At 73.7% G+C, this 23,168-nt stretch carries 22 protein-coding genes; 6 read left to right on the forward strand and 16 right to left on the reverse strand.

Annotation, left to right across the window (positions count from 1 at the left end; translation table 11 throughout):
* Nucleotides 1-4: 4 nt before the first annotated feature.
* On the reverse strand, nucleotides 5-1,216 hold the full coding sequence (locus ASF78_RS18335) for a nitrate/nitrite transporter (protein WP_056592970.1): 1,212 nt from the start codon (nucleotides 1,214-1,216) through the stop codon (nucleotides 5-7).
* Nucleotides 1,217-1,363: 147 nt separating this feature from the next.
* Here ASF78_RS18335 and ASF78_RS18340 point away from each other — a divergent pair, with 147 nt between their 5' ends.
* Nucleotides 1,364-2,053, forward strand: a complete 690-nt coding sequence (locus ASF78_RS18340; RefSeq protein ID WP_056592973.1) for a rhomboid-like protein — start codon at nucleotides 1,364-1,366, stop codon at nucleotides 2,051-2,053.
* Here the strand turns inward: ASF78_RS18340 and ASF78_RS18345 are convergent.
* Genes ASF78_RS18345 through ASF78_RS18390 form a run of 10 tightly spaced genes read right to left on the reverse strand, consistent with a single transcriptional unit; the run spans nucleotide 2,050 to nucleotide 14,166 of the window.
* Complete coding sequence (locus tag ASF78_RS18345) at nucleotides 2,050-2,862, reverse strand: FHA domain-containing protein (protein WP_056592975.1); 813 nt, start codon at nucleotides 2,860-2,862, stop codon at nucleotides 2,050-2,052. The genes ASF78_RS18340 and ASF78_RS18345 overlap by 4 nt on opposite strands.
* Nucleotides 2,859-4,136: a VWA domain-containing protein gene (locus tag ASF78_RS18350; RefSeq protein WP_056592977.1), complete on the reverse strand. Its 1,278-nt coding sequence runs from the start codon at nucleotides 4,134-4,136 to the stop codon at nucleotides 2,859-2,861. The genes ASF78_RS18345 and ASF78_RS18350 overlap by 4 nt, the downstream gene beginning before the upstream one ends.
* A 13-nt stretch (nucleotides 4,137-4,149) precedes the next feature.
* Complete coding sequence (locus ASF78_RS18355) at nucleotides 4,150-5,223, reverse strand: protein phosphatase 2C domain-containing protein (RefSeq protein ID WP_056592979.1); 1,074 nt, start codon at nucleotides 5,221-5,223, stop codon at nucleotides 4,150-4,152.
* A complete protein-coding gene (locus tag ASF78_RS18360; RefSeq protein WP_056592989.1) occupies nucleotides 5,208-7,502 on the reverse strand; it encodes a serine/threonine-protein kinase in 2,295 nt (764 codons plus the stop codon). The genes ASF78_RS18355 and ASF78_RS18360 overlap by 16 nt, the downstream gene beginning before the upstream one ends.
* Nucleotides 7,499-8,608 (reverse strand): hypothetical protein, encoded by a 1,110-nt coding sequence (locus ASF78_RS18365; RefSeq protein WP_056592994.1) that lies wholly within the window; start codon nucleotides 8,606-8,608, stop codon nucleotides 7,499-7,501. The genes ASF78_RS18360 and ASF78_RS18365 overlap by 4 nt, the downstream gene beginning before the upstream one ends.
* Entirely contained in the window at nucleotides 8,605-9,558 is a 954-nt protein-coding gene (locus tag ASF78_RS18370) for a glutamate ABC transporter substrate-binding protein (RefSeq protein WP_235518698.1), read from the reverse strand. Before ASF78_RS18370 ends, ASF78_RS18365 begins: the two co-directional genes overlap by 4 nt.
* Nucleotides 9,555-10,847: a hypothetical protein gene (locus ASF78_RS18375; protein ID WP_056593001.1), complete on the reverse strand. Its 1,293-nt coding sequence runs from the start codon at nucleotides 10,845-10,847 to the stop codon at nucleotides 9,555-9,557. Before ASF78_RS18375 ends, ASF78_RS18370 begins: the two co-directional genes overlap by 4 nt.
* A complete protein-coding gene (locus ASF78_RS18380; RefSeq protein WP_056593003.1) occupies nucleotides 10,844-12,388 on the reverse strand; it encodes an AAA family ATPase in 1,545 nt (514 codons plus the stop codon). The genes ASF78_RS18375 and ASF78_RS18380 overlap by 4 nt, the downstream gene beginning before the upstream one ends.
* Nucleotides 12,385-12,909, reverse strand: coding sequence for a hypothetical protein (locus tag ASF78_RS18385; protein ID WP_056593007.1), 525 nt, complete (start codon nucleotides 12,907-12,909; stop codon nucleotides 12,385-12,387). The genes ASF78_RS18380 and ASF78_RS18385 overlap by 4 nt, the downstream gene beginning before the upstream one ends.
* Nucleotides 12,910-12,948: 39 nt before the next feature.
* On the reverse strand, nucleotides 12,949-14,166 hold the full coding sequence (locus ASF78_RS18390) for a toxic anion resistance protein (RefSeq protein ID WP_056593010.1): 1,218 nt from the start codon (nucleotides 14,164-14,166) through the stop codon (nucleotides 12,949-12,951).
* A gap of 226 nt (nucleotides 14,167-14,392) precedes the next feature.
* On the opposite strand from ASF78_RS18390, the gene ASF78_RS18395 reads away from it, so the two are divergent.
* Nucleotides 14,393-14,839 carry a hypothetical protein gene (locus ASF78_RS18395; protein ID WP_156374234.1) on the forward strand — a complete coding sequence of 149 codons (447 nt, stop codon included), beginning with the start codon at nucleotides 14,393-14,395 and terminating at the stop codon, nucleotides 14,837-14,839.
* Here the strand turns inward: ASF78_RS18395 and ASF78_RS18400 are convergent.
* A complete protein-coding gene (locus ASF78_RS18400) occupies nucleotides 14,836-16,572 on the reverse strand; it encodes a SulP family inorganic anion transporter (RefSeq protein WP_056593017.1) in 1,737 nt (578 codons plus the stop codon). The genes ASF78_RS18395 and ASF78_RS18400 overlap by 4 nt on opposite strands.
* A 47-nt stretch (nucleotides 16,573-16,619) precedes the next feature.
* Between ASF78_RS18400 and ASF78_RS18405 the strand changes: the two genes are divergently transcribed.
* Nucleotides 16,620-17,117 (forward strand): GNAT family N-acetyltransferase, encoded by a 498-nt coding sequence (locus ASF78_RS18405; protein ID WP_056593020.1) that lies wholly within the window; start codon nucleotides 16,620-16,622, stop codon nucleotides 17,115-17,117.
* Here ASF78_RS18405 and ASF78_RS18410 read toward each other — a convergent pair.
* From ASF78_RS18410 to ASF78_RS18425, 4 genes are read right to left on the reverse strand one after another with little or no spacing between them, the layout of a single operon-like run.
* Nucleotides 17,104-17,460 carry an HNH endonuclease gene (locus tag ASF78_RS18410; protein ID WP_200940658.1) on the reverse strand — a complete coding sequence of 119 codons (357 nt, stop codon included), beginning with the start codon at nucleotides 17,458-17,460 and terminating at the stop codon, nucleotides 17,104-17,106. The two genes, ASF78_RS18405 and ASF78_RS18410, sit on opposite strands and share 14 nt — an antisense overlap.
* Nucleotides 17,461-17,508: 48 nt before the next feature.
* The gene (locus tag ASF78_RS18415; RefSeq protein WP_056593023.1) at nucleotides 17,509-19,056 is read right to left on the reverse strand and encodes an AarF/UbiB family protein; all 1,548 of its coding nucleotides are present in this window, start codon (nucleotides 19,054-19,056) and stop codon (nucleotides 17,509-17,511) included.
* Entirely contained in the window at nucleotides 19,053-19,790 is a 738-nt protein-coding gene (locus ASF78_RS18420) for a hypothetical protein (RefSeq protein WP_056593026.1), read from the reverse strand. Before ASF78_RS18420 ends, ASF78_RS18415 begins: the two co-directional genes overlap by 4 nt.
* A gap of 2 nt (nucleotides 19,791-19,792) precedes the next feature.
* Nucleotides 19,793-20,167, reverse strand: coding sequence for a hypothetical protein (locus ASF78_RS18425; protein WP_056593029.1), 375 nt, complete (start codon nucleotides 20,165-20,167; stop codon nucleotides 19,793-19,795).
* Nucleotides 20,168-20,363: 196 nt separating this feature from the next.
* Between ASF78_RS18425 and ASF78_RS18430 the strand changes: the two genes are divergently transcribed.
* From ASF78_RS18430 to ASF78_RS18440, 3 genes are all read left to right on the forward strand, one after another.
* Entirely contained in the window at nucleotides 20,364-20,810 is a 447-nt protein-coding gene (locus ASF78_RS18430) for a DUF3093 family protein (protein WP_056593035.1), read from the forward strand.
* Between the two features lie 82 nt (nucleotides 20,811-20,892).
* On the forward strand, nucleotides 20,893-21,720 hold the full coding sequence (locus tag ASF78_RS18435; RefSeq protein WP_056593037.1) for a hypothetical protein: 828 nt from the start codon (nucleotides 20,893-20,895) through the stop codon (nucleotides 21,718-21,720).
* The gene (locus ASF78_RS18440) at nucleotides 21,717-23,162 is read left to right on the forward strand and encodes a hypothetical protein (protein ID WP_056593041.1); all 1,446 of its coding nucleotides are present in this window, start codon (nucleotides 21,717-21,719) and stop codon (nucleotides 23,160-23,162) included. Before ASF78_RS18435 ends, ASF78_RS18440 begins: the two co-directional genes overlap by 4 nt.
* Nucleotides 23,163-23,168: the final 6 nt, after the last annotated feature.

The following is a 23,168-nucleotide window of genomic DNA, read 5'->3' on the forward strand; positions in this document are numbered from 1 at the left end:
CTCCCTAGCTGGTGGTCGCTGCTTCGGCGGCACGTGCGCGGGCGGCCCGGCGGACCGGACCCCAGGTGAACCAGGCGACGCCGAACGCGCTCGCGGCGAGCAGGACGTAGCCCAGGCTGTAGTCGCCCACCCGGTCGTAGACGGCTCCCATGACCAGCGGTGGGAAGAAGCCGCCCAGGCCTCCGGCGGCACCGACGATGCCCGTGACCGCGCCGACCTTGTCCGCGGGCGCGACCTGCGCGACGAGGGCGAACACCGCACCCGACGACGCGCCGAGCGCCGCAGCCAGACCGAGGAACGCGATCGTCTCCACGGGCACCAGAGGCAGCTCGAGGGCGGCGACCAGGGCGAGGGCCCCCGCAGCCACGAACGCCACCATGAGCACCGGGACGGGGCCGATCTTGTCGGACAGCGTCCCGCCGACCGGTCGCATCACGACCGCCAGCACGACGAACCCGGCGGTGCGGGCCGCCGCGTCGCTCGCGGACAGGTCGTAGGCGTTCACCAGGTACGTGGGCAGGTAGACGCTGAACGCGACGAAACCGCCGAAGCCCAGCGCGTACAGCAGCGAGAGCTGGCCGGTCGCGGGGATACGGGCCGTCGCCCAGGTCCGCGCCAGGAACGAGCCCTGGGGCGTCGGACGACCCGGCTTGTCCCGCAGCAGCAGGGCCGCGACCACCGCGTACACGGCGAGCACGCACGCGACCAGCACGAACGGCGCCTCGGGCCCGTACGTGTCCGTGATCCACACCGTCGTGAACGCGGAGATCGCCGTCCCGCCCATGCCGAGCCCGAAGATGCCGAGCGCCGTCCCCCGCCGCTCGGGCGCGAACCACGCGTTCACCGCGGGCACCCCGATCGCGAACGTCGTGCCGCCCAGACCGAGGAAGAAACCGCCGACGAGCATGGCGGGATAGGTGTCCGCCACGAACCCGATGAACAGCACCGGCAGGATGGTCAGCAGCGTGACGACGGGGAACATCGTCCGGGCGCCGACCCGGTCCGTGAGCGCCCCGACGGGGATCCGGCCCAGCGACCCGACGATCACCGGCACCGCGACCAGGACGGACTGCTGGACCCCGGTCAGGTCGAGCGCCTTCCCGTACGACCCACCCAGCGGGCTGATGAGCGCCCATGCCCAGAAGTTGACCAGGAACCCGATCGTCGAGACGACGAGCACCCGCACCGCGGTCCTGCCCTCGGCCTGCTCCACCATGAGACCCCCCGAGCTCGTCCGGCGTCGTCGCGCGGACCTGGTGTCTTTCGGAAGTTACCAGGCACGCCCGGAACGCGCCCCGGGACCTTCGACCCTGATCGGGCGTGACCGACGTCGCGCGCTCGGCACGCCGGTACCGTGACCGGCATGACGGTCGCGCGCTCCGCGCCGGGACGGCGAGCCCCGGCTGACGTCGTCCGCGCGGTGCTCCGCGACGTCGGCCGGACCGTCGCGCACGCCGACCTGGCCATCGCCTACTGCGCGACCGTCACCGTCGTGACGCTCGTGGTGATGCTCCAGCCCGAGGAGCGCACCGCCGAGATCCTGGCCCGCGTCAGCGGCAACCTCGACAACCTGCGCGCCGAGCCGATCCTGTCGATGCTGGGCAGCGCGTTCGTCGTGGAGAGCATCTGGGGTCTCGCGCTCGTCGTGCAGCTGCTGGTGGTGCTGGCATACCTGCAGCGGTTCGTCGGGCGGCTCGCGTCGCTCGTCGTCGGGCTCGCCGGTCACGTCGGCGCCGGCCTCGTGGTCGCCGCCGGGCTGGCCACCGGCATCTTCCACGGGTTCGTCGACGAGAGCGTCGCGGCCACCACCGACGTCGGCGTCAGCTATGTCATGGCCGCGGCGATGGGTTTCCTCGTGCTGGCCGTCCCGTCCCGCTGGCGCTGGTGGTACCTGGGCGCGACGGCGGCCTACTGGCTGGTGCCCGGCGCGATCACCCGGACGTTCACCGACGCCGGCCACGCGAGCGCGTTGGCGATCGGGCTCCTGCTCGCACTCGTCGCCGCCCGGGTGCTCGCGGCGGAGCACCGGGCGCGCGACGAGACACCTGACTAGACCTCGCCCGGCAGCGCCGTCCGGATCACGATGCGCGTCCACGCCCCGAGGTAGAGCCGGTCGCCGTCCTCGAGCTCGCGGCGCTGACCGGCCGGGATCGGGGTGGTCGGCAGCGGGTCGCCCGCACGGCTCACGTACGTGCCGTTGGCGGACTGCAGGTCCTCCACCCACCAGCGCTGACCGTCGGTGTTGAGCTGGCAGTGCCGGCGGGACACGCCCGAGTCCGTCCCGCAGTCGACCGCGGGGTGGATGTTGCGCGACGCCGACGGCCGGCCGACGAGCACGCTGCGCTCCCGCAGGGGCACCAGGCCGGGCAGGCCGGCCGACGGCATCGGGTCCTCGGCCTTCTGCACCGCGTACCAGTCGGGGTCGACCCAGATCTCGGCGACCCAGGAGTCCTCGCCGTCGGGCGCGGGGGTCGGGAGGGCGGCGCTGCCGGAGCCGGGGTCGGACGCTCCGGAGCCCGACTCCGGAGCGGGCGTGGCAACAGGCACGGGTGCCGAGAGCGGCGCAGGTTCCGTGCCGCTCGCAGGCGGCGTGGTCGGCGCGGGCCGGGCGATCGGCGCCGGCGGGGCGACCGGGGCCGGGGCGGTGCCCGTCGTGAAGTCGTAGCCGCACACCTCGCAGAACAGGGCGAGCGACGAGGCGGGTGCCCCGCAGTGCGGGCAGGTCGTCGCGGTGCCCGCCGACGACGAGGCTGCGGGTGCGGGTGCCGCGACGGCGACGGCCGCCTCGATGGGTGAGCCGCAGACGTCGCAGTAGTCGGTCGAGGTGGAGAGGTGTCCGTTGGGGCAGGTGACGGTGCTCACCGGCGGACCCGGGTGGTCTTCGTCGAGGCCGTGTCGAGCGCCATCTCGTCGAGCTTGTCGGTGTTGCGCTTGAGCCGCACGGTGCCCTGCTCCTCGTCGTCGATCTCGACCACGCGCCGCAGCCGGGAGGTGGCCTCCTCGTTGCCGGTTTCCGCGGCGAGCTGCACCGCGCGGCCCAGCTTCACGGTCGCCGTGGCCTCGTCGCCGGACGCCTTCGCGGCCAGCCCTTCCTGGATGACCGACGCCAGCTCGGCCTGGCCCGTGTAGTGCGCGACCTCGGGGTTGATGCGGGCGGTCAGCGAGCTGTCGTCGGACCAGCGGGCCTTGACCAGCCCGGAGGCGAGCACGTCTCCCCCGACGGCGATCTGCACGCGTGCCGCGAGCTGCTCCGAGCCGACGGGCTTCGACGCCACCCGGACGGCCACGTGGTAGTCGCGGGTCTCGTCGCCCCACGCCCCCGTCGGGTAGGCGCCGGTCAGGGCGTTCACCTCGGTGCGCCGCGCCGTCAGGTCCTCGACGGTCGGGGCGACCCGGCGCACGAACAGCACCTGCGCACCCTGCGGCGCCCAGACGCGCAGCTCGGCGTCGGCGACACCCTTCGACATGGACTCGTTCACCAGCGCCTTGAAGTCCGCCGCGATGTCCGCCGGGTTGCGGATCAGGTCGACGGTGCCCAGCAGCGCGGTGGCGATCTCGCGCAGCTCGGCGACCTCCCAGCTGGAGCCCACGCCGCGGGCGTCGCACTGGAAGTGCCCGGTCACGTCGTAGATCGCGCTCGACAGCTCGGCGCGCGGCTCCGACTCGTTGCGGCCGTCGGTGAGCAGGATCGCGTGCTTCTGGGCCACCTGCGGCACCTCGGCGAAGATCGCGTCGGCCAGCCGCAGCCACGTGCTCATCGCGGTGCCGCCGGACGGGCGCATGTACGAGATGGCGCGCTTGGCCTCCTCGCGCGCCCCCGGCTCCATCTGCACGATCGCGACGGGCGCGTTCGGGTACGGGAAGGCCCGGTTGGCGACGTGGCTGCCGCCGATGATCGAGAACCACGTCCCGTCCGCGATCTGGTCGACCGCCACCTGCGCCGCGTACTTGGCCGCGTCGATGTTCGGGCCGCTCATCGACCCGGACGTGTCGATGATGACGATCTCCGCGACACCCCCGCCGCTGGACGCCGCGGAACCCGCGCCCGAGCTCGTCACGGTGACGATCGCGTGCACGTCCGTGGCTCCGTCGGAGAGGAACTCGTTCTGGAACACCTCGGTACGGAAGTCGGCCACTGTGGCTCCTCGATCAGCGTGCGGGCTGTGCCGCGTCGGCGGTGTCGGCCGGTACGGCCTCGTCGGTGTGGACAGTATCGACGGGTGCTGCGACGCGGGCCAGCGCCGCGGTGATGTTGTCGTGCCCGCCCTGCTCGTTGGCCCAGCGGACCAGCTCGGCGGCGACGACGTCGGGAGCGGTGCCCACCTGCGCGACCGTGCGCTGGACCAGCGCGGCCACGTCGGTCGCCTCGGAGCAGTAGTTCCACAGGCCGTCCGAGCAGGCGAGCACCCAGCCGGCTCCACGCGCGCGCGTGGTGCCGGTGCCGGGGACGACGGTCTCGGCGTCCGGCCCGAGCCACCGCGTGATGGCATGGCCCTCGCGCGACGCCTCCGCCTTGGCCCGGGGCACGCCGCGCGCGATCATCTCGTTCGCCGCGGAGTCGTCGACGCTGACCTGGTGCGCGGCGCCCTCGTCGGGGAGCCAGTACACCCGGGAGTCCCCGAGCCAGCCGGCGACGACCGTCGGGCCGTCCACGACCGCGGCGACGAACGTGCACGACGGCGGCTCGGCACGCTCGGCCGTGTCCCCGACGGCGTCGGCGATGGCCTGGTCGGCCGCAGCCGCGGCGGTGACCAGGAGCGCCGACCACGCACCGACGGTGCTGCCCGCCTGGCCCGTGGCCAGCACGTCCCGCGCGGCGCGGGCCGCGGTGAGGCTCGCGATGTCGGAGTCCGGGACGTTCGACACCCCGTCGCAGACCACGAGGACGGCGGTCGTCCCGCTGAGCGCCAGCGCCATCGCGTCCTCGTTGCGGCTCTTGCGCCGCCCGCGGTCGCTGACCCCGCCCACCAGCGCGGACGGGAGCTCGCTCCAGTGGTCACGCTCGCTCACGGCCTTCTCGCCGCAGCTCTCGCAGTAGCCGTCGTCCGCGATCGTGCCGCCGCACGCCCGGCAGACCGGGGGTGTCGCAGGCTCGTCCGGCACGACGACGGCCGCCGGTGCGGGTGCGGTCGTCGCCTCGAGACGTGCGCCGCAGTGCTCGCAGAACGTCGAGCCGTCCTCGGCGATCGTGCCGCAGGCCGCGCAGGTCACCACGTGGTCCACCGACGGACCGTGTTGGCCTGGTCGACCAGGGCGATCCGCTCGTCGTGGCTCTCGTTCAGCACGGCCGACTCCCGCAGCGCCGCCTCCAGGGCGTCGCGCAGCTCCGGCTCCTGCGCGGGCACGCCGCCGACCTGGACGGTCGTCGACGGGCCCTTGTCCAGCACGACCGCGAGCGCCGAGCCGAGCACGTCGACCCGCAGGGCGGCCCGGACACGCGGCTCGATGGACACGGTCTGCACGCTCGCGAGCGCGTCGGACAGCGACGTGAGGTCGCCGCTCGACGTGGCCAGGATCTGCGCCCGCATCATGCGGGCGTCCACGTAGGAGCTGCGCGTGGCGGTCACCAGGTCGAGCGCCGCGAGCGCACCGCGCAGGTCGCCCCGCGCGCGGCGGATGCGGGCGAGCCCGAACGCGGCCGGGGCCGTGTAGTTGGCGTCGGAGCGCGCGCAGATGATGTAGAGCGACTCCGCGATGTCCGGCTCGCCGCTCAGCTCGCACGCGGTGGCCAGCGCGAGCTTCGGCGCCAGCTCGCCGGGCACCTGGCCGTAGACGGCGTTGAACGACGCGCGCGCCGCGACCGGGTCGTCGGTGCTCAGCTGCGCGAGCCCGCCGAGCCAGGCCGCCCGCCACTCCCACGGGTCGTCCTCGAGGATCTGCGCGATCGTCCGGTCGACCATGTCCTGCTGACCGGCCTCGATCGCCGAGGTGGTCCGGCGCAGGCGCACCTCGACGGTCTCCTGGGGCGCGTCGGCCAGCGCCGCGATGCGCTGCACCGGGTCGCTCACGTTGACCCCCGCCAGCCAGCTCGCCGCCGGGTCGCTCGCGTCGACCTTGAGCGCGGGCAGCTGGTCCCAGGCCAGCGGGTGGCCGGCCTCGTCGGACGTCGGCGCCTCGAACAGGACCGACGCGGCCGAGTGCAGCGCGGGGCTGCCCGGTCCGCGGTCGGTGGCGACGACCTCGCGCAGCACGCCGAGGACCTGGGCGCGCAGCTCGTCGACCGTGGCGAACCGGTCCGACGGGTCGAGCGCGCACGCCTTGGCGAGCAGCCGGTAGAACGAGTCGTACGTCTGGAACACCGGGGTGTCCGCGACGGCCGGCAGCGACGCCACGTAGGTGCTCGTGTTGCCGCGGAAGTCGAGCACCAGCGTCGCCAGGGTGCGACCGATCGTGTAGATGTCGGACGCCACGGACGGCCCGACCTCGGCGACCTCGGGCGCCTGGTAGCCGACCGTGCCGAAGATCGCGGAGTCCAGGTCGTCGATCCGGCGCACGCCGCCGAGGTCGATGAGCTTGACGGCGTCGCCCTGCTGGATCACGTTGTCCGGCTTGAAGTCGCAGAACAGCAGCCCGACGTCGTGCAGGTACGCGAACGCGGGCAGGATCTCCAGCACGAACGCGAGCGCCTGGTCCACCGGCAGCGGCGTGTTCACCCCGGCGGCGGCGTCGCGACGGTCCTGCAGGATCTGCTTGAGCGAGCGCCCGCCGACGAACTCCATGACGGTGTAGCCGGCGCCCTCGTGCATGGCGAAGTTGTAGATCTCCACGATCAGCGGGTGCTCGACCTCGGCCAGGAACTGCCGCTCGGAGATCGCGGCCGCGTACGCGTCCGGGTCCCCGGAGTTCAGCAGGCCCTTGAGCACGACCCAGCGGCCCGAGACGTTGCGGTCCCGTGCCAGGTAGATCCAGCCGAGGCCACCGTGCGCCAGGCAGCCGACGACCTCGTACTGGCCGCCGACCACGTCGCCCGGGTTCAGCGAGGGCGTGAAGTCGAAGCGGTTGCCGCACTTCGGGCAGAACCCGGCCGTCCGGCCGGGCACACCGTCGCGCGACCGGCCGACCTCGGCCCCGCACGCCGGGCAGAAGCGCTTGCGCTCCGGCACCTCGGCGACGGCCATGACGGCCTGCAGCGGGTCCTGCACCGGGGCGGCCGGCACCGTCGTGAGACCGGCGCCCAGGCGCGCGCCGCGCAGCCGGGTCGAGGACGTGCCGACCCGACGGGTCGGCCGCGAGCCCCCGGTCGCCGCCGTGCGCGCCGACCCGAGCGCGGCCGTCGCCAGCCGGCTCGAGCTGGTCCGGCCCGTGCGGGTGGACCGTTCCGCGTCGGGATCCGTCGCCCCGGCGGAGCGGTCCGGGCTCGCCTGGGCCACCCCGGTGCCGAGCAGCGAGGTCGCGGATGCCGGTGCGGCCCCTCCGGCCGTCGCGGCCTGCGGCGAGCCGCAGACGTTGCAGTAGCCGTCCTCGTAGGTACCGGTGCAGCCCGGTTCGGTGCAGGCGATCATCGTCGTCCCTCCTGACCCACCGTGGGCAGGTCTCGGGTGAGGTACTCGTACTGCTCCACGAGGAAGCGGGTCAGGGTGATGTCACAGGGTGTCCGGGCGACGACCTCACGCGCCTCGTCGTACCCGGAACGGACCGTCGGGGAGGAGCTGCGACCGTTCGCGTCGGCCGCTGCCCGCGCCCCCTCCAACCGGTAGCGCAGCTCCGCCCGCTCGCGCAGGGGGGCGCTGTAGGCGTCGGCGACGGCGTCGAACGCCCGGCCGACGGCCGCGAGCCGGTCCACGAACGCGTCGAGCTCGGTGCGCGTCCCCGGCACCTCGCCCAGGCGGGACACGTCCGGCACCGCGAGCCGGGGCGGGTGCGCGATCTCGCGGCGGCAGCGTTCCGCCAGCTGGTGCAGCGTCGGCTCCCGCAGCTCCAGCGCCGCCATGGTGGCCCGCGCGTCGGCACGGCCCTTCTCCAGCGTGCGCCGCTGCGACACCTGCACGATGAGGTCCCGCTCCGCGAGCGCCGCCCGCGCCTCGAGCTCGGCCAGCGGGCCCGAGATGTCGGCGCCACGGGCCGCCTGCGCGACCAGCTTCTGCTCGCGTGCCCGCAGCGTCGCGACGAGCTCGCGTGCGGCGGAGTCGACGCCCGCGAGGTCCTCCGCGCGGACCAGCCCCGCACGCAGCCCGCGCAGCCGGGACGCCTGGTCGGCCGTGTCCGGGTCGAACGACAGACGCGCCCGGACCTGGGAGATCATCGCGTCGCACAACGTCACGGCCTCGACCAGGGACACCAGCGCCGCCCCCAGACCGGAGTCCAGACGCCCCCACACGAGCTGCGACATCTTCTCCCGGTCGACCGCGTCCGCCCGGCCCGAGTCCCACACCGCGACCAGCTCGTCGGTACGCGTGCGGATCGCCTGCCACATGGTCAGCGCGAGCAGCACGTCGTCCGTGTAGCTCTCGGAGGCCGGGGACGCCTGCGCGGCCCCGTCCAGCCGGTCCAGCTCCGCACGGCGGTGCGCCAGCCACGCCTCCAGCCCGCTGAGGTACCGCAGGAGCTGCGGTGCGGGGATCGGCTCACCGAGCCTGCCGGGCGCCTCAGGCGCGTCGGGTCCGCTCACCGGCCGTACACCGAGACCGGCGGCGTGGGAGCAGGGCCGAGTGCGGCGAGCCAGCGGTCGTAGGACGCCGCCCACGAGCCGTCCGCCTTGGCCTGGTCGAGCACGCCGTTGACGAACTGCACGAGGTCGACCTGGTCGGCCGCGACACCGATGCCGTACGGCTCGGCGCTGAACGGCTCACCGACGACCTTCGCGTACGGGTCCTGCGCGACGAACCCGGCCAGGATCGTGTCGTCGCCCGTGATGGCCTCGACCTTGCCCTGCTGGAAGAGCACCAGGCAGCCGGTGTGCGTCGGGGCGGCGACGGCCTCGACCCCGGGGTACGTCTCCTGGAGCCGCTCCAAGGTCGTCGTGCCCTCCGGGGCGCAGACACGCTGGTCGCCGAGGCCTTCGAGGTCCTCGATGCTCTGCGCCTCCGAGTCGCGCGTGACCAGCACCTTCTGCCCGGCCGTCAGGTACTCCGCGGAGAACGCGATGGTCTCCCAGCGCTCGCAGTTCATGGTGAACGTGCGGGCCACCACGTCGACCTCGTGCGCCTCCAGGACCTCCAGGCGCTGCGCCGACGTGATCACGCGGAACTGCAGCGGTCGCGCGTCGCCGAAGATCGCGTTCGAGACGGCCTGCAGCATGTCGATGTCGAAGCCCTCGATCTGGCCCGACAGCGGGTTGCGCGAGCCCATGAGCAGGGTGTCGGCCGAGACGCCGACGTGCAGGGCGCCGCGGTCGCGGATGGCCTGCACCGACCCGCCGCCGGGTCCCGGGGCGTAGGACATCGTGGACTCGAACGAGTCGTCGCACACCGTCGCGGCCGGGAGCGTCGCCGGGAGGTCGACGGAAGCCGCCGCCCGCTGCTGGGCCGCGGGGGCGGCGGCAGGTACCCCCGCGCAGCCGGCGAGCAGGGCGAGGGTGGCGAGCGTCGCACCGACGCTGCGGGTCATGGTCGTGGTCACCGGTACTCCTCCACTCGCTTCGAGATGCCGCGCCAGGACAGGACCGCCGCCAGGACGCCCGCGACCAGCATCAGCCAACCGACCAGGACCGACGAGCCGCCCGAGCCGGACAGGGCGTCGTGCGTCTGCGCGGCGCTGGCCTCCAGGCTGCTGGACGCCGCCGTCGAGAACGTCTGGAACAGGTCGTTCGGGGCGCCCGGCTCCTCGCTGATCGCCAGGGCCACGGCGTCGTCCCACCGGCCGCCGTCGTCCAGCGCGCGGATCTCCTGGTGCGACGCGACCCAGTCGTCCAGCAGGCCGACGAGCTCGATGTCGACCGTCGGACGCAGGAGCAGCTCGCGCGCCTCGTCGGTCTTGAGCACGAACTGCTCCTCGTACGTCGCCCCGGAGCCGCGCTTGATGAGCGTGAACGACTCCTGGGACTTGGCGTCGTTGGCCAGCGAGTACGCCTGGGACACCGAGACCGTCGCGTCGTACGGGCCGGACCGCGCGTCGCCCGCCTCCGCGGCCGCGGAGCCGAGCACGAACGCCCCCGCGATCGTCGCGACGAGCGCCAGGACCGTGGACCAGAACAGCCCGGCGTTGAGGCGCCGGTGGGTGCGCTTGGCCAGCCAGACCTGGACCACCACGAGCACCGCGAGCGCGAGGATGCCGAGCGCCAGCAGCCACGGCACCGACGCGACGGAGTCGAACGACGCGTCGACCCGGTCGCTGTTGGCCTGCACGAGCTCGTCGAGCTGCGGGAGGACGTCGGTGCGCAGGACCGACGACGCCTGGTCGAGGTAGGCGGCACCGACCGGGAAACCCTGCCGGTTGTTGGCGCGGGCCTGCTCGACCAGCCCGGTGTACGTGGTCAGCCCGGCGGTCGCCTGGCCCAGCAGCTCGGCGTCGGCGGCGTTGGACCCGGCCAGCTGCGCGAGCCCGTTCGCGGCGGACGCGACGGCCTCGTCGTACCGGGCACGTTGCTCCGGCGGCTCCAGACCGCCCACCAGGAACGCGTTCGTCGCGGTGGCGTCGGCGACCACGAGGTCGTTGCGGACGTCCTGGATGCCGACGAGCTGCGTGGTGTCCGCGTCGGCGTCCGACAGGGCCTGCGACTGCGCGAGGCCGGCGTTCAGGCCGATGACGCCCACCGCGGCGGCGGCGAGCACCGAGACGACCCCAGCGACGCGCAGGCGTCCCGGGGTGCGGCTCAGCGCGCCGCGCAGGCCGGTCCGGTGCACGGGGGCGGTCGCCGTGGACGGCACCGCAGCCGGAGGTGCCGCGGACGGGGCGATGGTCTGCGTCACGCGGACTCCTCGATGTGCTCGTGCTCGTCGGGCCCGACGACCCGCTCGGGTCCGTCGGTGCTCTCGGGTTCGTCGGTGCTCTCGGGCTCGCTGGTCGACGGTTCGCTCGGCGACGGTTCGTCGGTGCTCTCGGGCTCGCTGGTCGACGGTTCCCCGGGCACCGGGTCGTCGGCCGCCGGGACCAGGTCCTCCGGGAGGATCAGCCGCAGCTGGTCCACCGTCGGTTGCTCAACGTCCCGCAGCCGCCAGGCGTGCCTGGTGATCGCCTGGTCCAGCACGTTGCGCGCGTACCGACCGTTCCCGAAGCCCTCGTCGCGGATCTGCAGCGACGCCAGCTCCTCGAACCGCGCCAGGCATTCGGGGGTCGGCTCGAAGTCGGCCTTGGCCGCGGCGCGGGCGAAGATCTCGCGCAGCTCGATGTCCGTGTAGTCGTCGAACTCGACGGTCGTGGAGAACCGGCTCTCCAGCCCGGGGTTGGTGGCGAGGAAGGTCGCCATCGGCCCGGGGTAGCCGGCGACGATCACCACGAGGTCGTCGCGGTGGTCCTCCATGTCCTTGACCAGCGTGTTCACGGCCTCCGCGCCGTACTGGTCCTCGGCCAGACCGTACGCCTCGTCGACGAACAGGACGCCGCCCAGCGCGGTCGCGACGACCTCCGACGTCTTCACGGCCGTCTGTCCCAGGTACCCGGCGACGAGCTCGGAGCGGTCGACCTCGACCAGGTGCCCCTTCGACAGCAGCCCGAGCGCCCGGTAGATCCCCGCGACCAGGCGCGCGACGGTCGTCTTGCCGGTCCCGGGGTTGCCCAGGAACACCAGGTGCCGGGTCAGGGTCGGCGCGGTCAGCCCGGCCTCGGTGCGCAGGCGCTCGACGCGCAGGAGCTGCGTCTGCTGCCGGATCTCGGCCTTCACGCGGTTCAGGCCGACGAGGGCGTCGAGCTCGGCGAGGAGCTCCTCCAGGGTCTTGGCGGGCTTCTCCTCGGGTTCCCCAGGAACGAACGTGGTTCCCGCGGGTACACCGCCGTGGACCGGTACCAGGCCCGGCTCCCCGGCGCCGGGCTGCGGCGGCAGGGCGAGGGAGGAGAGGTCGAACGCCGACAGGTCGACGCGGGGCAGGTCGAACGCGGAGGGGAGCTCGGTGGGGGCCGCCGGGACCGGGCCGTGCACCGCGGCGCGCTGGACCGCGGCGGTCGACGAGGCGCGCGCGATGACGTCGATCGGGGCCGGCCCGAGGTCGCACGCGGCCGAGACCACGTCGGCGAGCGCCGCGGCGTACGGCTCGGCGTGCGGGGTGCCGACGAGGCCGGTCAGCAGGTCGGTCGGCGCGGAACGCCAGCGGCGTGCGCTGGACGCCGCCGCGAAGAAGGCCCCGAAGGTCGCGTCCGGTGCGCCGACGGCCTCGAGCCAGCCGGTGGCCGCCCCGGGGACCGACTCCGCGACGGCGGCCGCGAGCCGCGCACCCTCGTCCCGGACCGCGGCACGGTCGAGCCCCGCGGTCGAGCCGACCGTCGCGAGGGCGTCCAGAGCAGCAGCGAGAGTCATGGCCGTTCCACCTGCGGGGTGTCGAGGCCGGCCTCCGGGGCCAGCGCGAGGGTCGAGCCACCGAACTTCTCGGCGAGGAACGCGCCGTGCGCCACGAGGGCGTTGGCGTCCTCGCGGGAGACGGCGTCGGAGATCTTGTCGAGCGTGACCCCGAGCAGGTCCAGCTGGTCGCACAGCACCATCAGGGACGTCTTCCCCTTCGACACGACGCGGCGGTCGGCGAAGTCCCGCGGCAGCCGCAGGTACCCGCCCACGGCCTCGGGCAGGTAGGAGGTCGCGGTCGCGACGACGGTGTGCGCCTGCCGGCTGCCGGCGCCGAGCCGGTCGAGGCGCGGGGCCATGTCGTCGACGGTCCGCGTGATCCGCAGCACGCGTGCGGTCACCGCGGCCGGGACCTTGCCGGCGATCAGCTGCTCGACCTGGTGCGCGGACGCGAGGATCTCGGCCGTCGTCGGCGCAGGAGGTGCCGACGGGACCTCGGGCTCCTGACGCCGCCCCAGCAGGCGTGCGATCCAGCTCATCTGTGACGCCTACCCGACCTGTGCCTGCTCAGGTCCAGCTCAGCTCGTGCCGAGGTCGAGCGAACCGCTGGCCACGTCCGTGGTGTCCGCGCGCTTGACCCGGTCGAGGTAGGAGCGCGCCTTCGTCGTCTCGGTCTCGAGCACCCCGATGGTGGTCGCCATCGAGTCGAGCGCCTTGACCTTGAACGTGTCGATCGAGTCCATGGTCGCGTAGATGTCCGAGAACGCCTGCTGCAGCTGCGGCAGGCCGACCGTGGCCTGCGCCGCCTGCTCCTGGATGCCCGCCGACTGCTCCTTGAGCATCTTGGCGGTCGACGCGATGAGGCCGGTCGTCGTGGTGTTCAGGGCCGTGATCTGGTCGAGGACCAGCCGCTGGTTGTTGAGCGCCTGCGCGACGATGACCGCGGTGCGCAGCGCGGCGACCGTCGTGGTCGTGGCCCGGTCGACACCCTTGATGAGCTCGATGTTGTTCTTGATGATGATGTCGATCGCCAGGTAGCCCTGGATCGAGACGGCCAGCTGCGTCAGCAGGTCCTGGTGCTTCTGGCGCACGTAGAACAGGACGTCCTCGCGCAGCGCCTTCGCGCGCGCCGGGTCCGTCGCGTCGAGCTCCGCGACCGTCGTCGCCAGCCGCGTGTCCAGCGACTCCGCGACGTAGATGTACTGGTGCAGGCGGGCCATCGTGTCCCAGAGGTGCTGCTTCTCCAGGTTGAGCGCCGCGTTGTCCTTCCGCAGCTCGTCCTGCCCGTTGTAGAGCGCGCGGACGATCGCGTCGATCTGCTTCTGCGAGCTCTCGTAGCGGCGGAAGTAGTCGGTCAGCGAGTCGCCGAACGGGATGAGCCCGAGCAGCTTCTTGCCGATGGTGGCCTCGCTGGGGTCCAGGCTCTCGACCGTCTTGCGCAGGTCCAGCAGCGACTTGCTCACCTGCGACGTGCCGGACACGCCGCCCTCGCGCAGCTCCTTGACGGGCATCTGGAGCAGCCGGTTGGAGGTGTCCGCGGCCGCGCGGATGTCGGAGTCGCCCATGAGGCGGATGTCGTCCGCCTTGCCGGCCATCTCCGGCGACCCGATCTGGGCGGCCATGAGCCCGTCGACGTACGCGTTGACCTTGGCGTCCAGCCCCGGCAGGGCGGCCTCGGGGATCTGCGGCGCCATCGCGGGGGCGGCCGTCGTCGCGACCGGCGCGACCGGTGCGGGCGCCTCGAGGGCGAACACCGACTGGGGTGCGGGGGGCTGCAGGGGGGCTGCGTCGGTCATCGTCGTCCTTCACGTCCAGCTCGGCGCAGAGGGCGGTTCGCCCGCGTCCTCAATGGTCATCAACGAAGGTCATGGAATGGTCAAGTCGTCCTCACGCGGACACTAGCACGGGGGGTCGACGGCGAGGCCGGTCCGCTCGACCGGGTGGCCGATTTCGCCTCTCGGCGAACGCGCGGCGCCCGTGTGGTGGAGGATGGACGACCGACGACGAGCACGGAGGTCCCCTGTGTCCACTGACGATCCCTTCGACAGTCCCTCTGACGCCCCCTCGGAGAGCAAGGCTCCGATCGACGAGCGGCTCCGGCGCCTCGGCATGGCCAAGGACCTGCAGCGCGCGATGGCCGCAGGCATCAGCAAGCTGCCCGTGAGCGACACCACGAAGAGCTCGCTGACGTCGAAGAGCGCCACCGCGGTCGTCGTCGTCGGGGAGACCTCCGTCGCGATCGCCAAGGGTGCCGTCGAGGCCGGGAAGGGCGCCGTCACCGCCGCGAAGGACGGCGGCGAGGCGTTCCAGCGGACCCGCCAGGAGCAGGCCACCGCGTCCTACGTCGCGCCGGAACCTCCCGTCGACGTGACGAGCCGACTCGAGCGGCTGAGCCAGCTGCACCGCGACGGGCACCTCGACGACGTCGAGTACGCCGAGGCCAAGGCGAAGGTCATCGCGGGCGACTAGGGCGCCGGAGCAGCCGACGGGCCTGGGTCCGACGAGTCCCCCGCCGCCTGCGCGCGGTGCGCCTCGACGGCGCGGTGCACGCTGCCGTGCAGCCGGTCCGGGCCCAGCCGGTCGACGACCCCGTCGCGAGCGAGCGTCGCGCGCACCGACGGCTTGACCCGGGCGAGCCGCACCGTCACGCCGTGGTCCTGCGCCAGGGCGAGGATCTCGTGCAGGGTCGCGGCGCCCTGGGCGTCGACGATGGTGATCGCCCCGCAGTCGATCACGATCGCCGACAGCCCGGGGTTCGCCTCGGACACCTCGCGCACGCGGTCCTCGAGAGCGTCGGCCGTGGCGAAGAACAGGCCGCCGTCGATGCGGATCACCGCGATGTCCGGCTCCGGCTCGTCGTCGGCGTGCTCCCCGAGCTCGCGGAACACCTGCGTGCCGCGCTCCCGGACCATCAGCGGCAGAGACGGTCGGGTGGTCACCGAGATCAGCCACAGCAGCGACAGCCCGATCCCGACGAGCACCCCCGCCAGCACGCCGACGAGCACGGTGCTGACCAGCGCGACGATCGCGATCCAGAAGTCGAACCGCTGCACCCGGGCGAGCCGGCGCAGCGAGGCCACGTCCATCATCCCCATCACGACGGCCTCGATGATGATCGCCGCGAGCACCGCCGTGGGCAGCCCGGAGAACAGCGGCGCCAGCAGCACCAGCGTGAGCAGCACCATCACGCCGGACGTCAGCGACGCGACCGGCGAGCGCGCACCGGTGCGGTCGTTCAGCGAGCTCGCGGACAGGCTCGTCGAGACGGGCATGCCCTGGAGCAGCCCCGCCCCGACGTTCGCGGCGCCCTGCGCGAACGACTCCTGGTCGATGTCGACGCGGTACCGGTGCCGCGCCGCGAACGTGCGCGCGTCCCCGGCGGTCTGCGAGAACCCGATCATCACCAGCGCCACGGACGCGAGGGCGACCGTCGCGACGTTGTCCAGCAGCAGGGCGACGTCGGGCACCTCGACCGACGGCAGCCCTCGGGGCACGTCGCCGACCAGCGCGACCCCGCGCTCCCCCAGGTCGAACAGCCAGGTGGCGAGCAGTCCCCCGACGACCAGGACGAGCGCCCCGGGCACCCGCGGCGCGACCCGGCGCAGCCCGAACACTGTCCCGAGCGCGACCACGCCGACGACGACCGTCGCGCGGTTCACGTCGCCCAGCGTCCCGAGCCAGGACCAGAGCTCCTGCGGTGGGGTCGCCCCCTCGGCGCTCGTCCCGGTGATCTTCGGCAGCTCGCCGACGACGACGTCGATGGCCGCGCCGAACAGGAACCCCGTCACGACGGCCCGTGAGAGGAACTGCGCGATCCACCCCATGCGCAGGACCGCGAGGACGAGGAACACGACGCCCGAGACCAGCGTGATCCCCGCGACGAACGGCGCCGCCTGCGCACCGGTGAGGCCGACGGCGAGGACCGCGCTCGCGGCGACGGCGGCGAGCCCGGAGCTGGGGCCGGTCGAGATCTGCCGGCTGGTGCCGAAGATCGCGTAGAGGATCGCGCCGGCCGCGGCGGCGTACAGACCGTTCTGCAGCGGGATCCCGGCGATCCCCGCGTATCCGAGGTTCTTCGGGACGATCAACGCCGCGACCGCGATCCCGGCGGCCACGTCGGCGCGCAACCAGCGCCGGTCGTAGGTGCGCAGCACCTCGACGATCGGCACCCGGTCCGACCAGCGGCGACGCCTCGCACCCATCTTCGGACCCTAGCGAGCGACCGACCTCCGGCGGGTAGTTTCTCCCGGTGACCTTCGATCCGCCACGGCTCGCGACCGCTGCTGACGTCGACGACATCCATGCGCTGCGCCGGTCCCTGGAGGACTGGATGGCCGCGCAGGGCACGGTGCAGTGGCCGCAGGGGTCGCTGCCCCGCGAGCGCGTCGCCGCCCGGGTCCACGCCGGCGAGTTCCACGTGGTGCACGACGACGCGCTCGGGCTCGTCGGCACGGTCCGGCTCCTGTGGTCGGACCCCGACTTCTGGGGCGACGACCCCACCCCGGCGGTCTACGTGCACGGCCTGATGGTCGACCGTCGCGCGGCCGGCCGCGGCCTGGGCACGGCGCTGCTCGACTGGGCGGCTGCCCGGGGACGCGACGCCGGGGTGGACCTGTTCCGGCTCGACTGCCGAACCACCAACCCGGTCCTGCGCGCCTACTACGAGGGGTACGGGTTCCGGGCGGTCGGGCGGCGGGACTTCGCCGACTTCTCGTGCACGCTGCTGGAGAAGCTCACCCTGGCCTGAACCTCTCGGCCAGCTCCGCCTGGATCCGGACGTGCCGCTCCAGGAACGAGCGCTCGTCGAGCCGCTTGCGCCGCAGCCACCCGGTGACCTCGTCGTTGCACTTGCTCGCGTTGCACGGCCCGCACGCCGGGGCGATGTTCCCGAGCGTGTACCGGCCGCCGCGGGAGATCGGCTGCACGCAGTCGCGCTGCAGCGGCTTGTCCGTGACCCCGCAGTACGCGCAGCCACCCCACGCGGCGGTCAGCGCCGCCCACTGCTCGGGGAGCAGGTCGTGCTCGACGGCCGCCATGCGCCGCTGGCGACGGCGGGCGTACCGCGCCTGGCGCGTGCTCTTGGCGGGCATCTCGCGAGGGTATCCAGGTCGGCTGTCCGGACGTCGCCGCCACCCCGGTCACCCGTCGAGGTCGCCCGGGGCGAGCGCGAGGGCCGGCGTCTCGCACTCGAGGGCCAGGAGCAGTCCTGCCCACGCACCCGTGAGCACGTCGACCGGCTCGGGGGCGCGGGCCTGCGCGCAGAGCTGGTCGGCGATCTCCCGGGCCACCCGCAGCAGGGCCGGCCGACCGGTCCGTGCGTGCGCCGCGAGCGCGCGGTGGGCGCGGGCGAGCGGGCTGCGCGGGTGGGGCGCAGGCGGCGCGGCGTGGCCGCAGCGGCTCGCCCAGACGAGCGCGAGGTCGTACGCGAACGGGTCGCCCGTGAGCGTCGCGACGCGCCCGGCGAACCAGGCGACGTGCGCCGCGCGGGCGTCGTCGGCGGTGGCCCACACCGAGCCGGTGACATCGAGCGCGGCCAGGGCGTCGCCGAGGTCCGGGGCACCCGTGCCCGGTTGCGCGGCCGCCCCGACGAAGGCGTCACGCAGCGCCCGCACCGACCGGTACCGGCGCTGCGGGTCGGCGGACAGCGCGCGGCGCAGCACCCGCTCGCCCGTCGGCCACGGTGCCGCCCCGACCGCGACGAACGGCCGCGGCCGGTCCTCGACGATCCGCCGCAACGCCTCGGCCCGCTCGCACGCCAGGTCCAGGTGGGCGGCACCGGTCAGCAGCCGGTACACCACGGCCGCGACGGCGTACTGCTCGGCGGACGCGTCCAGCGCGGGCGTGGGGGCGCCGGTCCGCAGGGCCGCCGCGGTGGCCGGGTCGAGGTACTCGCCCCCGCCGGGCCGCGGGGGCGCCTCGGTCGCGGTGCCGGCCAGGCCGAAGTCGACCAGCGCCACGCTGCTGTCGGCGCCGACGAGCACGTTCCCCGGGTGGACGTCTCCGTGCAGGACGCCGCGCTCGTGCAGGGCGACGTAGGCGTCGAGCACGGCCGTCGCGATCCGGCGGCGCCCGTCGGCGTCGGCCACCAGCGTCGCGAGGTCGGCAGGGTCGCCGTCGACCTCGTCGAGCACGAGCGTCCCCCCGGTCGACGACCGCTCGTGCCACACGAGGCGCGGTGCGACGGAGCCGTCGAGCCTGCTCAGCGCCGCGAGCTCACGGGACACGAGGCCCGGCCCCTGGTGCTCGTCGTCGACGACCTTCACGACGACCCGCGTGCCGTCCGCCAGCACCCCGCGCCAGATCTCGCTGTCCCGCAGCACGCGGATGCGTCCGGTGATCGTCGCGGGCCCGACCAGCTCACCGACCCGGCGCCGGTCCTCCAGGGACCGGGCGGGCGCCGTGCCGTCCGCGACGAGGATGTCGGTGCGGGTCAGGGCGACCAGGACGGCGAACGCCTCGTCGAGCGTGACCATCGGGTCGGTCCCGACGTCCGCGCTGTACGCGAGGACCGCGTCGACCAGCGTCGACGGCTCCCGGAAGCGCGTCAGCAGCGCCATCGCGTCGCTGGAGATCAGCTGCGGCGGGACGCGGCTGCCGCGGCGAGCGACGAGCACCTCGTCCTGGTCCGGCATCGGCACGGCCTCGACGTCGGGGTGCAGCAGGTACCGCACCTCGGGCGCGCTCATGCCGGGACCCGCCGGTGGGTGCCGGGGCGCCAGGTCACCACGTCGTACGCGTCCGCGAGCGCGGCCAGCGCGTCGTCCGCGACGGCTCCGGGCGCTGCGTCCGGACCCAGCCGCACGCGGTGCTCGCCGAGCGCTCCTGCCACCGCGCGGCACACCACGGCGCGCCAGCTCTCGCCGTCCCGGTCCTGCCCCCGGGACACGATGCCCGTCGCGCCGACCTGCCCGGTGAAGGGCACGCCCTGGGCGTCGAAACCGTCGAGGGCGTGGGCGAGGGCGTCGGCCACGACGTCGGCGCGCGGCGCGGACGGGAGGTAGAGCACGATCTTGTCCGGCCGGTGCAGCCCGGCCGCATCGGCGCCGACCTTCCACGACGGCACGTCGAGGGCGGTCGCGGTCGCGAAGACGACCGGCAGCGCGTCGGGCAGGCAGGTGACCGTGGGGCTGACGTACACCTTGTGCACCTGCGCGGACGTCTCCACCCCCGGGGTCGTCCAGCCGTTCCAGTGCTCAGCGCGGGACCGGTCGTACCGGTCGATCCCGGAGGCCGCCCGCTCGGCCAGCCCGACGAGGTGGTGCGGCCAGCGCGGGTCCCGGCGCGGGTCGACCGCGCTCCCCCCGGACCGGTAGAGGACGGCGGCCAGCTCGTCGGGACCCACCCGCCCGGCGAGCGCCGCCGCACGGACGACCACCGTGTGGGTCAGCTGTGCGAGGCGACCGCCGGGCGGGAGGGACATGGTCAGCCCTTGAGCACGGACTGGGCGTACGCGATGTCCTCCGCGCTGCCCTGCAGTGCGTCGATCGTCTGCTCGACGGCCCTCAGGCTGGCGGCGAGGCTCTCCCGGACGACGTGCAGGTCGGCCTCCGCGAGACGCCCGGCCGGGTTCACGACCGGCGTGAGCCACGACGGGATCGTGTAGAGCGTGTTCTCGTCGCTGGGCAGGAAGACCCCGCCCCCGCCGCCACCGGCACGGATCTGGGCGATCTGCGGCGACAGCGCCGCGATGTGGATGATCGGCGACGTCTCGGGGATCGTCGGCGGGTTGGTCAGCTTGTCGTGCCACTGGAACTTCGGCACGCGCTGCACGTACAGGTCCTTCACGTAGAAACCCATGGCTCCCCCTCCAGAGGTCCGGCGCCGCGCGGCGTCGGGCGGACGACCCGGGCCGGGCCGTTCGCACGGGAGGAGGGGTCGGCAGGAGGGCGTGATACGGACATCGCGGGTATATCGGGTGCGCGGGTCGGCCGGCACGACCCACGGCACGGCGGGACCGGCTCGCCTCCTGTCTCGTGCGTCCTAGGATGCCCGGGTGATCCGGTACCAGGAACGGTCCCCCAGCCGTCGCGCGTGGCTCGTCCTCCTCGGCATCTGCGTCGTCGCGTGGCTCGGCCTGTTCCTCGTCGACACGAGCTCCCCGTGGATGCCGACGACCATCGTGGGCATGCTCGGTGTCATCGCGGCGATCACGCTGTGGAGCACCGGGCGGTACGGCAACATCACGCTCACGGACACCCTGCTGCGCGTCGGGCGGGCCCGGGTGCCGCTCGCGGACCTCCACCCGTGGGGCGTCTCGAAGCCGGGAGAGGCGCTCTCGGGGAAGATCATCGGCGGCGCGTACGCGCAGGCCATGGGCACGCACGTCGTGGGCCTCACGATGCGTGACGGCCAGACGAAGCTGGTGCAGGCGAAGGACCCGGAGGCGCTGCGCGCGGCCCTCGAGGAGGCCCTGGTGCCGTTCCGCGCGGACGCGCCCTGACACGGACCGCCGACCCCGTCCGGGCCGCGCGCGCCCGGTAGGGTTTCGCCCGGCAACCGACACCCCCGAGGAGACCTTGAGCATGGCGCAGCTGGATGTGGTGCGGCGACGGATCTCGCTGAGCGACGACGAGTTCGAGACGCTGCGGCTGGTCCACAACGCCGAGCCCGTCGCGGACGAGGCACGGCAGGCGCTCGTCGAGGCCGGGATCGTCGACGCCGACGGCGCCATCGCGCCGCTCGTGCTCGACCTGGTGCAGACCGTCTCGGAGCCGATGATCGAGTGCGCCGTCGAGACCGCCGGCCCCCAGGGTGCCGCGAACGCGCTGCTCGCCGTGCGCGAGGAGACGGTCTGGTACACGGACCCGTGGCCGCAGGGCGGGTCGACGGTGTACAGCCAGGACGAGCTCCCGCAGATCCTGTGGATCCTCGCGCGGCTGGTCGGGCTGCGGCGCCGCGAGGTGCCGCGGGTCGCGACGCCGTTCACGGTCCCGCTGCGGGCGATCGACGCCGTCGTGCAGACGATGGCGCTGTCCGAGGAGGCGTGGGAGCCCACCCGGATCGTGGCGACCGCGCAGCTGGAGCGGTTCTTCGGCGCCGACCTCGCCGACCAGGACCGCACGATGCTGATGGCGACGCTGTCGTTCCTGGAGTCGACCTCCCGGGTGACGCTGGTGTGGGGTCCGGACATCGCGACGGACGCCCGCGGCCTGGTGCTGTGGGACTGCGGGCCGGGCGGCTACTGGGTCCGGGAGCAGCCGGCCGAGCCGCTGCGTGCCGAGGACATCACTCCCGACACCCCTGCCCACTTCCGGCCCGTCACCGGCGGCGACGCGTGGAAGCTGCTCGCCGGTCTGCTGCCGTCGTCGGCGGACCTGCGGGCGGTGCTCGACCGGGTCCCCGCCCCGTGACCGTCAAGGTCGACAAGGACGTCCTGGCGGCGACGGTCATCGCCCTGGACGACCTGTCCTACGCCCTCCCCGACCTGTTCTCCCGCGCCGCTGCCCTGGGCGCAGGCACGGACCTCGCCGGTCTGCGCGGGGCGGACCAGTGGGCCACGGACACCGCCCGGGACCTGCAGGCCCGCATCGGTGTCCTGGAGCAGATGGCCCAGGCGAACCCCTCGTTCGCCGGGGTCCGCATGTCCGGCGACCAGGCGCTCGAGATCGCCGGCCAGTCGATGCGGATCGAGGACGCCGCGCTCGCGCTCGAGGTCGCCGACACGCCCGCGGACGCCTGGACGGGGGACCCGGCCAACCTCAGCGAGTGGTTCGAGGAGCTCCAGGCCCGGGCCCTGCAGAAGCTCACCGGCATGAGCGACGCGGAGCAGGCCGAGAAGCTCGTCGACGCCTACAACGACGTCCAGAACCTCGTCGTCGCCAGCGCCGGCACCACCGCCGCGGTCTCCCAGATCATCCTCAAGGGTGGCCCCGCGCTCGTCCGGTGGATGGCGCAGCGCGGCATCGTGGACCCCGGGCTCAACGCCCTGGTCGCGTCCGGCCGCCCGGGCCTCGCGAACTGGCTCAGCGGTGCGCTCAACGCGGCCGACTCCAACTACATCAACGGCAAGACCCAGTTCACCCGCCCGGGCGCCTTCGTCCCCAACCTGACGCAGAAGCTCCTGCTGCGCACCGCGTCGACGGTCGAGGACTTCGACTCCTGGGTGCTGCGCACGTCCCAGGCGGTCAAGCCGTACGAGGTCGCCGGCCAGGTGAAGCCGACCCTCCTGGCCAAGCTGCTCACGTCCCGCCCGGGCGTCGCCAGCACGACGTGGGTGTCGTCGATCCTGCAGACGACGAGCACCGGGCAGCTGGCGACGCGGCTCGCCGGCTGGGGCAACAACGTCTTCGGGCGCCCCTGGACGAACACGGTCACGGGCGTCACCTACGGGCGCGGCGCGGGCAACCTCCTGACGATGGCGAACCAGTCCGGGCTGCGCACCATGGTGTCCAGCGCCGGTGCGCTGCGCGTCCTGGGTGTCGCCGGCAGCGGTCTGGCCACCGTCGACGGGGTCGTCGGCCTCGTCAACAACTGGGACGAGAACGCCGACCTGTGGGAGAACGGCGGCACCGAGGGCAAGGCGCACGTCATCGGCGAGTACGCCGAGACCGCCTTCAACGCCTCGATGACCGCCGCCCTCATCGCCCCCAACCCGGTCACCTTGGGGCTCGTCGCCGTGACCGGGCTGGTCTGGGCCGGGGCGGAGGTCGTCGAGCACTGGGACGACATCACCGCCGCGGTCGACGACGCCGCGGACTGGGTGGGCGACCGGGCGGACGACGCCGCCGACTGGGCCGGGGACCGGCTGGACGACATCAAGGAGTCCGACCTCAACCCCATGAACTGGTTCTGAGGAGGA

The sequence above is a fragment of the Cellulomonas sp. Leaf334 genome (assembly GCF_001424195.1).
Classification (GTDB): Bacteria; Actinomycetota; Actinomycetes; order Actinomycetales; family Cellulomonadaceae; genus Cellulomonas.

Coding starts and splice junctions, on each gene's coding strand:
- ASF78_RS18335 (WP_056592970.1), bottom strand. CDS start 1,216: ATGGTGGAGCAGGCCGAGGGCAGGACCGCGGTGCGGGTGCTCGTCGTC.
- ASF78_RS18340 (WP_056592973.1), top strand. CDS start 1,364: ATGACGGTCGCGCGCTCCGCGCCGGGACGGCGAGCCCCGGCTGACGTC.
- ASF78_RS18360 (WP_056592989.1), bottom strand. CDS start 7,502: ATGATCGCCTGCACCGAACCGGGCTGCACCGGTACCTACGAGGACGGC.
- ASF78_RS18380 (WP_056593003.1), bottom strand. CDS start 12,388: ATGACTCTCGCTGCTGCTCTGGACGCCCTCGCGACGGTCGGCTCGACC.
- ASF78_RS18385 (WP_056593007.1), bottom strand. CDS start 12,909: ATGAGCTGGATCGCACGCCTGCTGGGGCGGCGTCAGGAGCCCGAGGTC.
- ASF78_RS18390 (WP_056593010.1), bottom strand. CDS start 14,166: ATGACCGACGCAGCCCCCCTGCAGCCCCCCGCACCCCAGTCGGTGTTC.
- ASF78_RS18400 (WP_056593017.1), bottom strand. CDS start 16,572: ATGGGTGCGAGGCGTCGCCGCTGGTCGGACCGGGTGCCGATCGTCGAG.
- ASF78_RS18410 (WP_200940658.1), bottom strand. CDS start 17,460: ATGCCCGCCAAGAGCACGCGCCAGGCGCGGTACGCCCGCCGTCGCCAG.
- ASF78_RS18415 (WP_056593023.1), bottom strand. CDS start 19,056: ATGAGCGCGCCCGAGGTGCGGTACCTGCTGCACCCCGACGTCGAGGCC.
- ASF78_RS18420 (WP_056593026.1), bottom strand. CDS start 19,790: ATGTCCCTCCCGCCCGGCGGTCGCCTCGCACAGCTGACCCACACGGTG.
- ASF78_RS18425 (WP_056593029.1), bottom strand. CDS start 20,167: ATGGGTTTCTACGTGAAGGACCTGTACGTGCAGCGCGTGCCGAAGTTC.
- ASF78_RS18435 (WP_056593037.1), top strand. CDS start 20,893: ATGGCGCAGCTGGATGTGGTGCGGCGACGGATCTCGCTGAGCGACGAC.